Origin of the sequence: Pseudoalteromonas sp. SCSIO 43088 (genome assembly GCF_023650795.1) — a bacterium.
GTDB classification, from domain to species: Bacteria; Pseudomonadota; Gammaproteobacteria; order Enterobacterales; family Alteromonadaceae; genus Pseudoalteromonas; species Pseudoalteromonas shioyasakiensis.
This window is the reverse complement of record NZ_CP072675.1, coordinates 2,092,577-2,107,306: the sequence shown is the minus strand read 5'-3', so window position 1 is coordinate 2,107,306 and position 14,730 is coordinate 2,092,577. Positions and strand designations below refer to the sequence as shown.

8 protein-coding genes are annotated in these 14,730 nt (G+C 40.7%); all 8 read left to right on the top strand.

Features of this window, described 5'->3' with window-relative positions; all coding sequences use genetic code 11:
- The first annotated feature begins 122 nt into the window (after positions 1 to 122).
- Positions 123 to 1,127, top strand: coding sequence for a WD40/YVTN/BNR-like repeat-containing protein (locus J8Z28_RS09775; RefSeq protein ID WP_250659333.1), 1,005 nt, complete (start codon positions 123 to 125; stop codon positions 1,125 to 1,127).
- Entirely contained in the window at positions 1,127 to 3,451 is a 2,325-nt protein-coding gene (locus J8Z28_RS09770; protein ID WP_054551390.1) for an efflux RND transporter permease subunit, read from the top strand. Before J8Z28_RS09775 ends, J8Z28_RS09770 begins: the two co-directional genes overlap by 1 nt.
- A 212-nt stretch (positions 3,452 to 3,663) precedes the next feature.
- The gene (locus tag J8Z28_RS09765; RefSeq protein ID WP_250659332.1) at positions 3,664 to 8,502 is read left to right on the top strand and encodes an NAD-glutamate dehydrogenase; all 4,839 of its coding nucleotides are present in this window, start codon (positions 3,664 to 3,666) and stop codon (positions 8,500 to 8,502) included.
- Positions 8,503 to 8,616: 114 nt separating this feature from the next.
- A complete protein-coding gene (gene pyrD / locus J8Z28_RS09760) occupies positions 8,617 to 9,627 on the top strand; it encodes a quinone-dependent dihydroorotate dehydrogenase (RefSeq protein ID WP_054561585.1) in 1,011 nt (336 codons plus the stop codon).
- 120 nt (positions 9,628 to 9,747) lie between these two features.
- Positions 9,748 to 10,278 carry a cell division protein ZapC domain-containing protein gene (locus J8Z28_RS09755; protein ID WP_250659331.1) on the top strand — a complete coding sequence of 177 codons (531 nt, stop codon included), beginning with the start codon at positions 9,748 to 9,750 and terminating at the stop codon, positions 10,276 to 10,278.
- A gap of 178 nt (positions 10,279 to 10,456) precedes the next feature.
- Positions 10,457 to 12,574, top strand: coding sequence for a bifunctional 23S rRNA (guanine(2069)-N(7))-methyltransferase RlmK/23S rRNA (guanine(2445)-N(2))-methyltransferase RlmL (rlmKL, locus tag J8Z28_RS09750; protein WP_250659330.1), 2,118 nt, complete (start codon positions 10,457 to 10,459; stop codon positions 12,572 to 12,574).
- Positions 12,567 to 12,800, top strand: coding sequence for a glutaredoxin family protein (locus tag J8Z28_RS09745; RefSeq protein WP_062564473.1), 234 nt, complete (start codon positions 12,567 to 12,569; stop codon positions 12,798 to 12,800). Before rlmKL ends, J8Z28_RS09745 begins: the two co-directional genes overlap by 8 nt.
- Positions 12,801 to 12,814: 14 nt before the next feature.
- Positions 12,815 to 14,725, top strand: coding sequence for an ATP-binding cassette ATPase Uup (gene uup / locus J8Z28_RS09740; protein WP_250659329.1), 1,911 nt, complete (start codon positions 12,815 to 12,817; stop codon positions 14,723 to 14,725).
- Positions 14,726 to 14,730: the final 5 nt, after the last annotated feature.

Sequence of the window (14,730 nt, the reverse complement as noted above, 5' to 3'; positions counted from 1 at the left end):
CAAATTAAGGCACCTGACTCCAGGTGCCTTTTGCAATTCGCGTAAGTCATCAGTACACGCAATAGATTTCTCAGTGGCTTTTTTGACTTCTCTTTTTATTTTTTCGAAGGCGATTTATCTTTATGAAGTATTTGCTTTATGCCTGTCTTGCTTATAGTGCTTCATGTTTTGCTCAAGACATGCCTATGCCGCAACAAGCGATTAGCGCTGTTAACGCAAACAAAACTCTTCTCACCGACATTGAACTAGCTGGCCCAAATCTCATTGCAGTTGGTAAACACGGTGTGGTTATCACAAGTACAGATGCTCAAACTTGGCAACAAGCCAGTGTGCCTACTCAAGTGCTGCTAACAGCCGTTGATTTTTATAATAACGATTTAGGCTGGGCATGTGGTCATGATGCAACCATCATTAATACTGTAGATGCAGGAAAAACCTGGCAGTTACAGCAATCTTTACCAAACATGGATAAGCCATGTTTAGATATTTTATTTACAACAGACAAACAGGGTTATGCCGTTGGTGCATACGGAATGTTTTTTGAAACTAACGATGGTGGCCAAACTTGGCAGAAACGTTTTTTAGATAGTCTGTTATTTGAAGAAGACCGTGAATACCTAAATGATTTAAAAGACAGTGACCCAGAAGGCTATGAAATTGAAACTGCTTCAATACTGCCGCATTTTAATCGCATCGTTAAAACCGATAAGAGTCTATTTCTAGCCGGTGAAATGGGTTTAATGGCACAAAGTTTCGACAATGGTCAAACCTGGCAGCGTCTTGAAGAGATCTATATGGGCTCTTTCTTTACGTTTGCGTCAACTGCGGATCAAGGTGGTGAAGACCTAGTTGCAGGCCTTCGAGGCAACATTTTCACTCGCCAAGCTGGCAGTGATCAATGGCAACAAATACCACACGACAATTATGCAACCGTGAATAGCGCGATTAAATACAACAACCAGTGGTTATTATTTGCCAACAGCGGGGTGATTTTCCAAATTGAGGATGGCCAATTATCAGAACAACAAATGGCCGATGGTAAATCGTTACTTGATGGTGTTGTGTTTCAAGACAAACTAGTTATGGCTTCAGAAAATGGCATTAAAGTGAAGGAGTTGAATCCGTAATGCGTGGTTTTTTAGATATTTTAGAAAGAGCGGTGTTTCGTCATCGCTTATTCGCAATTATTTCCTTTGCTTTGATCACTTGTTTCTTATTATTCAAAGCAACACAAATTCAATTAGACGCGTCGTTTAATAAAAATATTCCGCTTAATCATGACTACATGAAAGTTTACACCAAACATGAAAAACAGTTTGGCGGAGCTAACAGCATTTTGATTTCTGTCTGTGATGCAGATGGTGATATTTTTAATGAGGAATTTTTCACCCAACTTAAAGCAGTTCATGATCAGCTTTACTTTATTCCGGGTGTAAATCGTCCGTTAGTTAATTCAATCTTCGCACCGAGTGCGCGTTTTGTTGAAGTGGTTGAAGATGGTTTTGCTGGCGGTCCAATTATTCCAGCAAACTTTACCGCTGATAAACGTGGTCTTGCGGTTGTAAAAGAAAACATCGAAAAAGCAAAAGTCGTTGGCCGTATGATTGCCAGTGACTACTCATGTGCGATGGTGACAGCCCAGCTACTCGAAACTGATCCACAAACGCAAGAAAAACTAGATACTTTAGCCTTTGCTGAAAAGTTAGAAACACAAGTTCGTGAACCGCTAAGTACTGACAAGGTCAGTATTCATATTATTGGTTTTGCGAAAATGGCAGGGGATGTCGCAGAGGGTGCTAAAGGTGTACTGTTATTTTTTGCTATTGCCATTGCTTTCACATTCGTAATGGTTTGGCTGTTCTGCCATTCTTTAAAACTGACTATTTTACCAATTGCCTGTTCAATCATTGCTGTTGTTTGGCAGTTAGGCTTGCTTTCAAGCTTAGGCTTTGGTTTAGACCCTATGTCAATTTTAGTGCCGTTTTTAGTGTTTGCGATTGGTGTAAGCCATGGCGTGCAAATGATTAATGACATCGGTAAAAAAGTGTCTACGGGTAGTTCAACTCGGGTTTGTTGTCAGGCAAGCTTTAGAGCACTTCTGATCCCAGGTGGTATTGCACTGCTATCAGACACAATTGGTTTTTTAACCTTACTCACCATTGATATTGGTATTATTCGTGAACTTGCTATCACAGCGAGTTTAGGTGTAGCGGTAATTATTTTCACCAACTTAATTTTATTACCTGTATGGGCATCGTACATGCGCTTTGAAGGCTCTGTGCATATTCAAGCAGGTACTCACACAGACAAACCAAATCTACTAGACAAGTTACGCGAGCTATTAGTAAAAGCGACTGATCGTAAAACAGCTGGTTTTATTATCGTCTTTACGGCTGTGTTATTTGCAGTGGGTTACTGGCAAGCTGACAAAATGCGTATTGGTGACTTACATGCTGGTGCGCCATCTTTGCACCAAGATGCCCGCTATAACCAAGACACCTTTTTGATTTCTGATAAATACACCATTTCATCAGATATCCTAAAAGTGATTGTAGAAGCGTATCCTGCTGCGTGTACTGAGCATGATGTTATGGAGCGTATTAGTCGTTTCCAATGGCAGATGGAAAACGTTGCAGGGGTACAATCGGCTGTGAGCTTAAGCTCAGTTGCGCAATCTGTGAACGCCGGCTTCAACGAAGGTAACTTAAAATGGCAAAGCCTGCCGCGCAATACGGCAAGTTTAGTGCAAGCTACTTCACGGGTTGAAACAAGCTCAGGTTTACTCGATGGTAACTGCTCTGTAATGCCTGTGATTATTTTCTTAAATGACCACAAAGCAGAAACGATTGACCATGTGGTAGCTAAAGTTAAAGAGTTTGCTAAGGCTGAAGAAACCGATGAATTAAAGTTTAAGCTAGCGTCAGGCCCTGTTGGTGTAATGGCTGCAACGAACGAATCGGTATCGGCTGCACAGCTACCTATGATGCTTTACGTTTACGGCGCCGTAATCCTGCTATGCTTAATTAGCTTTAGAAGTGTTAAGGCAACGGTAGCGGTTGTATTACCTCTGTACATCGTATCAACCTTAGCGCAAGCGTTGATGGTACAACTTGAAATTGGTTTAACAGTGTCGACATTACCAGTTATCGCTTTAGGTGTTGGTATTGGTGTCGATTACGGGATTTACATACTTTCATCAATGATGGGGCAGCTAAAACAAGGTGTGGCACTGGAAGTGGCTTATCGTAATGCGTTAGCAGAGCGTGGTAGTGCAGTGCTGTTCACAGGTATTACCTTAGCCATTGGTGTTAGCACATGGATTTTCTCTGATCTGAAGTTCCAAGTGGATATGGGTATTCTTCTGACCTTCATGTTTTTGGTTAACATGTTGGGTGCAGTACTACTTTTACCTGCAATTGGTAGCTTTCTCTGGACTGACCAGAAAAAATAATGTGAATAATTGTGCTCCAATATGGCCAGTAATGGCCATTTATATCTATATTTTGTGAATAGATGACCAAATAGCTGAAAAGCTTAAAATGATTTCATCGAAAAGGCTGTTTATTAGCTGTAAAAGAGTTAGAATTTACCTGACTCCACGCTAATAAATGGCTGTACAAATATTCTACTAATCGATAAGTAGTATAGATTAAGGAACATACAATGACACGAAATGAAGGGCAAGCCTCGGTTATCTTAGATAATGTCTGTAAGCTGATCCAGAAAAAAGTTCACGCTGATAATGTGTTACTCGTTGAGAAATTCGCCAAAGCCTTGTACAGCAATATGTCTAAAGAGGATTTGGCTCATCGCAACGATAGTGACTTATATGGCGCTGCACTAAGCCTATGGAACTCGCTAGAAAAAAATAATTCTGATGACGCGGTTGTCCGTGTTTTCAATCCTGAAGTAGCAAAAGATGGCTGGCAGTCATCGCACACTATTGTTGAAATCATCGCGAAAGACATGCCTTTCCTCGTTGATTCTGTGCGCATGGCCATGACCCGCGCAAACATCGCTTCTCACTTATTACTTCACTCTCCGCTGAAAATCCAACGTGATAAAAATGCTAAAATCACGGGTATTTCAAGCTTAAAAGCAGAGCAAGAATCAACGTCGACAAAAACTGTGTTCTTTATCGAAATTGATCGTCAAACAGATGCAAAAGTAATTGAGTCTTTCAAAAAAGAGCTTGAGTCTGTGTTAGTTGACGTATCTATCGCTGTAGAAGATTGGCAGCCAATTCGTGAAAAGCTAATTGCGGTAACGAAAGACTTACCTAAACGCCACCATAATAATAACGAAAGCGAAGTTGCAGAAACGGTAGAGTTTTTAGACTGGTTAGCTAAAGATAACTTTACGCTAATGGGTTACCGTGAGTATGAACTTTCGCCAGTGCAAGGTGATTACCAGTTAAAAGGTAAAAAGGGCACTAGCCTTGGTCTAATGAAAAACACAGACGAAGAGCATAGCCGCTTACTTTCTGAGTTACCTGAAGTAGCGCGCCAAGAAGCGCGTAGCAGCAACTTATTAATTTTAACGAAAACAAATTCAGTGTCTCGTGTACATCGACCTGCATACATCGACTACGTGGGTATTAAGCGTTATGATGATGAGGGCAACGTAATTGGTGAAGACCGTTTCCTTGGTTTATTCTCATCAAGCTTTTACAACAACAGCGCCGCTGATGTACCTGTACTGAAAAGTAAGATTAACCGCATTATGGAAATGTGTGACTTTGCTAAAGGCACCCATGCATACAAAGCGGTATTAAATATTTTAGAAACGTATCCACGTGATGAGCTTGTGCAAGCACGTGAAGCTGAACTACTTGAAGTTGCCATGGGTGTATTACAAGTACAAGAGCGTGATATGTGCCGTATTTTTGTGCGTAAAGACGCATATGGCCGTTTCTTCTCTTGCATGGTATATGTTCCGCGTGAGCGCTATAACACGGCACTACGTCGTGAAACGCAACGTATCTTAGCCAATGCATTTAATTCTGACGATAAAGTCGAATTTACTACTTTCTTCTCTGAGTCAACATTAGCCCGTACACATTACACGGTGCGTGTGACTGACAATAATATTGAATATAACGTGAAAGACATCGAAAACAACCTAATTGAAGCTGCCCGTACTTGGGAAGATAGACTCCAATCTGCACTACTTGAAAGCGCAGGTGAAGCACGCGGTAAAGAACTAAACCGTAAATATGCACAAGCGTTTGCAAGTGCGTATAAAGATCAGGTTTTACCAAGTGCAGCGGTTGTTGATATTGAAAAGCTAGAACTTCTAAACGACGAGAACAAACTAGAAATGTTGTTCTACCGCCCACAAGAAGAAGCAAACACAAATGTTGTTCGTTTAAGCTTATTCCATAAAGATGTGCCAATCCACTTATCTGACGTAATGCCGATGTTAGAAAACTTTGGTTTACGTGTAGTAGGTGAAACACCTTACTCTGTGAAAACGACTGACGGTAAAGTTAATTGGATCATGGATTTCACCATGCTAATTGACAACAAGGGCATTGCTGACTTTGATAAAGTGTCAGCGCGTTTCCGTGCTGCATTAACGAACGTGTGGAATAACCGTTTAGAAAATGATGGCTTCAACCGTTTAGTATTAATGGGTGGCTTAACAGGTCGTGAAGCGTCTATTCTTCGTGCCTACGCTAAATACATGCGTCAAATTGGTGTAACTTTCTCGCAAACATACATCGAAAGCACATTTGCAAATTACCCACACATTGCATCGCAAATCGTTAACTTATTCACTAAAAAGTTCTCAGTTAAGAACCCTGGCAGTGAAAAGACACTTGAGAAGCTAGTTGCACAAGTTAATCTTGAACTAGAAAACGTAGCAAACCTAGATGATGACCGTATCATCCGTTTATACGTTGATATGATCAATGCAACTCTTAGAACGAACTTCTTCCAAAAAGAAGCTGATGGCCAATTTAAGTCATATGTATCGTTCAAAGTCCAGCCTTCTATGATCCCAGAAATGCCATTACCACTGCCTGCGTTTGAGATCTTTGTATACTCGCCGCGCGTTGAAGGTGTGCATTTACGTGGTGGTAAAGTTGCTCGTGGTGGTTTACGTTGGTCTGACCGTCGTGAAGACTTCCGTACTGAAGTACTGGGTCTTGTTAAAGCACAACAAGTTAAAAACACGGTTATCGTGCCAGTCGGTTCGAAAGGTGGTTTCGTATGTAAACAGCTACCGACAGACCGTGAAGCATTCTTCAAAGAAGGCCAAGAGTGTTACAAGATTTTCATCCGTGGTTTATTAGATATCACAGATAACATTGAACGTGGTGAGATTGTTCCACCAGTTGATGTTGTTCGTCATGATGAAGATGACCCGTATTTAGTTGTTGCTGCCGATAAGGGTACTGCGACTTTCTCTGATATCGCTAACGGCATTGCAAATGAATATAACTTCTGGCTAGGTGATGCATTCGCATCAGGTGGCTCAGTAGGTTACGACCACAAGAAAATGGGTATCACTGCAAAAGGTGCGTGGGAATCTGTTAAGCGTCATTTCCGTGAAATGGATATTGACTGTCAAACAACAGATTTCACTGTGGTGGCAATCGGCGACATGGCAGGTGACGTATTTGGTAATGGTATGCTGCTTTCTAAGCACATTCGCTTACAAGTAGCGTTTAACCACATGCACATCTTTGTTGATCCAAATCCAGATGCAGCGACATCTTACCCAGAGCGTGAGCGTTTATTTAATCTACCGCGTTCTTCTTGGGAAGATTACAATAAAGACCTTATTTCACAAGGTGGTGGTATTTTCTCTCGTGCGGCTAAATCAATTACCTTAAGCCCAGAAATGAAGAAAATGCTTGGCACTAAGAAAGCGAGCATGACACCTAACGAGTTAATCAAAGCAGCTCTAATGATGGAGTTTGATTTACTTTGGAATGGTGGTATCGGTACTTACATCAAGAACTCTAAAGAGACTGATGCTGATGTGGGTGACCGCGCGAATGATGCACTTCGTATTAACGGTTCTGAGCTTGGTGCGAAGATCTTAGGTGAGGGCGGTAACTTAGGTGCGACTCAATTAGGTCGTATCGAATTTGCGGCTAAAGGCGGTCGTGTTAACACCGACTTTATCGATAACGTAGGTGGTGTTGCGTGTTCAGATAACGAAGTAAACATCAAGATTTTACTTAATGGCCTAGTTGCTGAAGGTGACTTAACACGTAAACAGCGTGATGAGTTACTTTATTCAATGACTGATGAAGTGTCTGAGTTAGTATTAAAAGACTGTTATCGTCAAACGCATACCTTATCGATTACTCAATCAAAAGGTACGTCAACGCTTAAAGAAAAAGTACGTTTCATCCATGCCCTTGAAAAAGATGGCAAGCTTAACCGTGCAATAGAGTTCATCCCAACGGATGAAGAACTTGCAGAGCGCGCAGCAGCGGGTAAAGATTTAACTCGTCCAGAGCTTTCTGTACTTGTTTCTTACGCGAAGATGGTATTAAAAGAGTCTCTAGTGGTTGATGAAATCACTGAAAACCCTTACTACCGTCAGTTATTAGTTAAGTCGTTCCCAGTGCCACTTCGTGAGAAGTTTAACGATGCAATGGATAACCACCCACTTCGTAAAGAGATTATCGCAACGAAACTTGCAAACAACATCGTTAACGATATGGGTCTTAACTTTATGGTTCGTATGCACGAAGAAACAGGTGCGAACGAAGCTGAAATCGCACTTTGCTACTCAATTGCAAAAGAAGTGTTCCAGATGCCAGAAACATGGTCATCAATTGTTGCACTTGATAATAAGATCCCAGCAGCTGTACAAACAGAAATGCTATATCAATTACGTCGTACGGTTCGTCGTGCAACACGTTGGTTCTTACGTCATCGCAATAAAGCACAAACGATTGAGCAAGCAATTGAATTCTTTGCACCAACATTTGCTGATTTAAGTGAAAACTTGAACAGCTACATGGTTGAAAAAGAAAGCGAGCGCCTAGTTAAAGCGGCAGATAAGCTAATTGACAGCAATGTACCAAAAGCACTTGCAACACGTATTGTGTCACTATCAAGCTTATTCTCTGTAATGGACTTAGCTGAAATCGCTAACAATTCAGAGCGTAGCATTGATATGGTTTCTAACACCTACTTCAAGCTAGGTGCGCGTATGGGCTTACATTGGTTCCTTGACCAAATCACCAACCAACCAGTTGCGAACCACTGGCAAGCACTTGCTCGTGCTTCTTACCGTGAAGAGCTGGATTGGCAACAACGTACATTATCAGCTGTGGTACTTAATAGCTTTGCTGCAGACAGCAAAGACATTGATGCACAAATTGATGAGTGGATGGATAACCAAGATCTACTATTACAACGTTGGAAGCAGATGCTATCTGAGTTCAAAACATCGCAAAGCCATGATTTTGCGAAGTTCTCAGTGGCACTTCGTGAACTAATGTTGTTAAGCCACAACTGTGACACTTCCAAATAAGTGAAAAGTCGTTAAAATACATACCCCAGCTCGCTGGGGTATTTTTTTGCCCTTAATTTGCAATGGTCCGTTTACAAACGGCTACCTTGTTTATTTTTACCTAAGGAACAAACCATGTTTTATGATCTAGCTCGCCGTTTTATGTTTACCCGTGATGCGGAGTGGGCTCATGAATTTGCACTTAATAATTTACGCCGATTTGCTCATACGCCATTGAGTGCTGCGTGGTCTCAATCTGTCCCTAATAAACCCGTTAATTTTTTAGGTTTAGAGTTTAAAAATCCAGTAGGTTTAGCGGCAGGCTTAGATAAAAATGCCGAGTGTATTGATGCATTTTCGCAAATGGGTTTTGGTTTTGTTGAAGTAGGTACTGTTACACCACGTCCTCAAGCGGGTAATGACAAGCCGCGTATTTTCCGCTTACCTGAATCAAATGCGATTATTAACCGCATGGGCTTTAACAATAAGGGCGTTGATAACCTAGTTAACAATGTTAAAGCAGCGAAATACGACGGTATTCTAGGTATTAATATTGGTAAAAATAAAGATACACCAAACGAGCAGGGTAAAGATGATTACATTCACTGTATGCGTAAAGTATTTGAGCATGCATCGTATATCACAGTAAATATTTCTTCACCGAATACCCCAGGTCTTCGTGATTTACAGTACGGCGAAGCGCTTGATGACTTATTGCAAAGCTTAAAGAATGAACAACTTGATCTAGTTGCTAAACATAACAAGCAAGTGCCTATGCTAGTTAAGATCGCCCCTGATCTTGATGAAGTACAAATCGGCCAAGTTAGTGAGTCATTGATCAACAATAAGATCGATGGTGTTATTGCTACAAACACCACACTTGAGCGTGCAATGGTACAAGGTCAACAGTACGCAAATGAAGCGGGTGGTTTATCAGGCCAGCCTGTGCGTCAGCGTTCAACCCACGTGGTTAGTGAACTTAAGCGTTTAACCGAAGGTAAACTACCTATTATTGGTGTGGGTGGTATTGACGATGCTGATTCGGCAAAAGAGAAATTTGCAGCAGGTGCAGACCTTGTACAAGTTTACACTGGTTTCATTTATAAAGGCCCAGAATTGGTAAAAACGATCCTTAACAGCTTATAAGGATCAGTTATCTAAGCAATTGATCATTAATAAAATGTTCTAAGAAATCATTTTATTAATGGTCTGCTTTAGTTATAATTTGTGATTATGCGCACAGTATTTATTCGTTAGGGAGGAGACATGTTACAAGCATCTAAGCAATGGAAATGGCTTGCTTGTGCAAAAAATAATCGTCTTTTGGTTGACCTAGACCAAGATATGCAACTGTGCACGCCTTACAAACTTCGCCAACTCACCGATGCTGTTTTACAAGAGCCTAACTTTAGCCTTGAAGACGCTGCATTTTATCAGCAAGTTTATCAATACCTCGAAACTTTCTCACTATGGAACCCTGCAGAGCTTTGCCAAATCGCGCTAAATGCTACTGCGGTCAAATTTCATTTAAAGCCAGTACTTGCAAAAAGTTGGTTCTTTCATGAGTATCATGGTAGCCAACCAAGTGTCGAAGCTGTAGTGAAGTTGTGCTCACAGGCACAAGAAGGTGAGTTTTTGATTGTTGCTCACTCAAGCGAAGCCTCAGTGTGTATTAACCTAAGCCAACACTTTCAACTAGACGAAAACCTTTCTCTTGAACAGTTTGAGGCTATTAAGGTTTTAAATAACCGTATCCATCCTGTTTATATTCAACAAAAACAGTTTAAATCTGCCTAGGGCGTGTTGACCTTTGTGAATTGAAATTTGTTCACTTTAGGAGCGATTTAATCGCCGCGAGAGATTCGTAACCTAGTGAGCTAAGTAAAAATCCAGCTAATATCCCTGCAAATGTTGGCGTTTTTGTTCGCCAAGCTATGCTATAATCCTGCGCAAATAGCATTTAAGGGTTTTTACTTTGCAATTTATCGCACTTACTTCTATCGGAATAGAAAATTTACTTGTTGATGAGCTTACAGCACTAGGTGCAGAAGTCTCAAAACAAACCGTGGGCTCTGTACGTTTTGAAGCAGATAGCTTATTAGCACAAAAGATTTGTTTATCGAGCCGTTTTGCGACTCGTATCATGATGCTGATAGAAGAAAAGGAAGGCGTAAAAGACAAAGACAGCCTTTATCAATTTGCGCGCTTGCAGCCTTGGCAGGAGTGGTTTGGCCCTAAACAAACCTTTGCTGTTGACTTTAGTGGTACTAATAACGATTTAAAAAATACGCAATTTTCAGGTCTAGTTGTAAAAGATGCGATTGTTGATTATTTCGCGGATTTATTCGAGCAACGTCCTGATGTTGATAAATACAATGCCAATGTACGTGTTGTAGCAAGGTTGAATCGTCAAGGTGTTGCGCTTTATATCGATTATTCAGGCCCGCGTTTATCTGAGCGTGGTTATCGTCAAGATCAAGGCAAAGCGCCGATTAAAGAGCATTTAGCTGCAGCCCTTGTAAAACGAAGTGGTTGGCTTGAAAACGTACAACAACCTTTATTCGATCCATGCTGTGGTTCGGGTACCATTTTAATTGAAGCCGCAAGCATGGCACGCAATGAAGCGCCGGGCTTATTCCGTGAAGGCTTTGCTTTTGAGCGCCTGCCTAGTTTCCGAATTCAAAAATACAAAGAATTAAAAGCAGAACTAACGGCCCAAATTACAGATCCTAAACTTTGGCTTATTGGCCATGATATTGACGCCAGTGTGATTTCAAAAGCGCAAGAAAACGCAGAGCGTGCTGACCTTGGTAATGTGATTAAGTTTAAACAAAGCGATGCCACTAAGTTAACCTCAGTTGCAAAACTACCTGGTGTGGTGATTTCAAACTTACCTTATGGTGAACGTTTAGGCTCAATGGCTGAGCTGGTTAACTTACACCGTAGCTTAGGTGTTGGCTTCAAAAAGCACTTTAATCATTGGAAACTTGCTTTACTTGGCACTGACGAAAGCTTATTTAAGTTATTAAAGTTAGTTAAGTTAAAACGCTATAAGTTTAAAAATGGCCCTTTAGATGTTGTATTAAATTTATACCAACTTGACGATAAACAAGTAGAAATTAGCAAAGAAGATAAGCCGGCTCTTAATTTTGAAGGTTCAACAGCCTTTGCAAACCGTTTAAAGAAAAATAAGCAAAATTTAAAGAACTGGTTAAAGCAAAATGAAGTAAGCTGCTACCGTGTTTATGATGCGGATATTCCAGAATATAACGTAGCTGTTGATGTATACGATGATTCAGCGGTTATTTTTGAATATGCTGCACCGAAAGAAATCGATGACAATACGGCTCAAAAACGTTTGCAAGATGTGATCAGCTTGACCGCTGAGCAGTTAAAGATAGCACCAGAAAATATTGCAGTTAAAGTGCGTAAAAAGCAAAAAGGTGAAGAGCAATATACCAAGGTAGCAAAACAAAATCGTACTCAAGTAGTAGAAGAGTTTGGCGCTAAATTCAAAGTAAACTTATTTGATTATTTAGATACTGGTTTGTTCTTAGATCATCGTCTGGCTCGTCGTTATATCCAACAAAACGCACAAGGCAAACGTTTCTTAAACTTGTTTGCTTATACGGGCAGTGCATCTGTGCATGCTGCTGTGGGTGGTGCTAAAGCCATTACCACCGTTGATATGTCAAAAACCTACTTAAAGTGGGCGCAAGAAAACTTTGCTCTGAATGATATCAGTAACACCCGTTATCGTTTTGAGCAAGCAGACTGCTTGAAGTGGCTTGAGTATGCACAAGGCCAATATGATTTAATTTTCTTAGATCCACCGACGTTCTCAAACTCAAAACGTATGAAAGATGCGTTTGATGTACAACGCGACCATATCAAACTACTTACCTGGGTTAAGAAAATTTTAAGCCCTAACGGTACGCTTATATTCTCAAATAATAAGCGTGGCTTTAGCATGGATGAAGTAGGGCTAATGGGTCTGGGTTTAAAAGCAGAAAACATTTCTGACAAGACTTTATCACCAGATTTTAAACGTAATAAGCAAATTCATAATAGCTGGCTTATTACTCATGGCTAATTTTACCCTGTACCACACTGATGGCTGTCATCTGTGTGAAATGGCCGATGAATTATTAATTGCTGCAAACGCTTCGTTTGTAGCAAAAGATATTATGGACAGTGAACAGCTGATTGAACTTTACCAAACCAGTATTCCGGTTGTGGAATCTCATCAAGGCAAGAAATTATTTTGGCCTTTTGATGCTGAGCAATTAGCGCAATTTATTGCTGATAATAAAGAATAAGAGTAGTAATCACGATGGATTTAATCAGAATAGCCAAAGCTCAACTCGCTTATGGTACGCATCCGCTACTAGATGATGCCGATGCCGTTATTGAGTCAGGTGAGCGTGTTTGTATCGTTGGTCGAAACGGTGCAGGTAAATCAACACTATTAAAAGTGCTTGATGGCCAAGTGACATTGGATGATGGTGAAATCAACCAATTAGGCGGTATTCGCATTTCACGTTTAGAGCAAGACCCACCAAAAGGGGCGGCAGGCTCAGTATTTGATTATGTCGCGCAGGGCATGCCTGAAATTGCTAACTTACTGATAGAATATCACCAAGTTAGTAATCAAATGCAAACAGACTATAACGATAAATTGCTTAACAAATTAGAGCGTTTATCTAATCAATTAGAAACCGTTGATGGCTGGCGTTTTGATACCCGTATTCAGCTCGTTTTATCTCGCTTAGAGCTAGACCCAGAAGCCAAGCTTGAATCATTATCGGGTGGTTGGCTACGTAAAGTTGCTCTTGCACGAGCCTTGGTTAGTGAACCTGATTTACTGCTACTTGATGAGCCTACCAACCACTTAGATATGAGTAGTGTTATTTGGCTTGAGCAATTTTTAAAAGAGTTTAAAGGCGGCATCGTTTTTATTTCTCACGACCGTGCATTCATTCGAGCAGTTGCAACCCGTATTCTTGATTTAGACCGTGGTAAGCTGGTTTCATACCCTGGCGATTATGCGACATATCTTGAACAAAAAGCGCATGATCTAAAAGTAGAAGAAACACAAAACGCATTATTTGATAAGCGCTTAGCAGAAGAAGAAGCGTGGATCCGCCAAGGTATTAAAGCACGTAGAACGCGTAATGAAGGCCGTGTACGTGCTTTAAAAGAGTTACGTAAAGAGCGTAAGCAGCGTGTTGATCAGGTAGGTAAAACCGATTTCAATATTGAAACAGCGGATCGTTCAGGTAAATTAGTATTCGAAGCGAAAAACATCTGTCATGCATTTAAAGATAAAGTCATCGCAAAAGACTTTTCAACCCTTGTTATGCGTGGCGATCGTGTTGGCCTTGTTGGGCCAAATGGTATTGGTAAAACAACACTGCTTAAAATTTTATTTGGTGACTTAACACCTGATAGCGGCAGTGTTAAGCAAGGTGTTAACTTAGAGTTTGCTTATTTTGACCAGTATCGTCAAAAGCTTGATGAAGAAGCCACAGTACAAGATAACGTAGCTGAAGGTAAGCAAGAAGTGATGATGGGCGGGCGCTCACGTCATGTACTAGGTTACTTACAAGACTTCTTATTTCCACCGGCAAGAGCGCGTACGCCAGTAAAAGCGCTTTCAGGTGGTGAGAAAAACCGCTTATTATTAGCAAAGTTATTTTTAAAGCCATCTAACATTATTGTTCTCGATGAGCCAACCAATGACCTTGATATTGAAACTTTAGAGCTCTTAGAAGAGATCATCAACCAATATCAGGGCACTGTACTGATTGTAAGCCATGACCGTGAATTTATTGATAATACCTGTAATTCTGTATGGGCATTTGAAGGTAACGGCAAGATCACCGACATTGTTGGTGGCTATAGCGACTATGAAGCGTATGCAGCTCATTTAGCTGAGCAAGAAAAACAACAACAGCAACAAATTAAACAAGAAAAGCCGGCCGTTGTTAGCCAAGATAAAACACCAAAGAAAAGTAATAAACTCTCTTACAAATTAAAACTTGAATTAGAAGAATTACCCAGTAAAGTGGAACAACTTGAAAAAGCGTTAGACGCTCAGCAAGTTGTGGTTAATGACCCTGACTTTTTTAAGCAAGATGCTGCAATTACAACAGAAGCATTGAACCATTTAGCCGAGTTAGAGTCTGAGCTTGAAGCCGCTTTTGAGCGCTGGGAAGAACTCGAAGATTTAAAGAATCAGTAGTAAGG

Excerpts from the sequence above, each read along its gene's own strand:
- J8Z28_RS09775 (WP_250659333.1), top strand. The coding sequence starts at position 123 with ATGAAGTATTTGCTTTATGCCTGTCTTGCTTATAGTGCTTCATGTTTT.
- J8Z28_RS09770 (WP_054551390.1), top strand. The coding sequence starts at position 1,127 with ATGCGTGGTTTTTTAGATATTTTAGAAAGAGCGGTGTTTCGTCATCGC.
- J8Z28_RS09765 (WP_250659332.1), top strand. The coding sequence starts at position 3,664 with ATGACACGAAATGAAGGGCAAGCCTCGGTTATCTTAGATAATGTCTGT.
- pyrD (WP_054561585.1), top strand. The coding sequence starts at position 8,617 with ATGTTTTATGATCTAGCTCGCCGTTTTATGTTTACCCGTGATGCGGAG.
- J8Z28_RS09755 (WP_250659331.1), top strand. The coding sequence starts at position 9,748 with ATGTTACAAGCATCTAAGCAATGGAAATGGCTTGCTTGTGCAAAAAAT.
- J8Z28_RS09745 (WP_062564473.1), top strand. The coding sequence starts at position 12,567 with ATGGCTAATTTTACCCTGTACCACACTGATGGCTGTCATCTGTGTGAA.
- uup (WP_250659329.1), top strand. The coding sequence starts at position 12,815 with ATGGATTTAATCAGAATAGCCAAAGCTCAACTCGCTTATGGTACGCAT.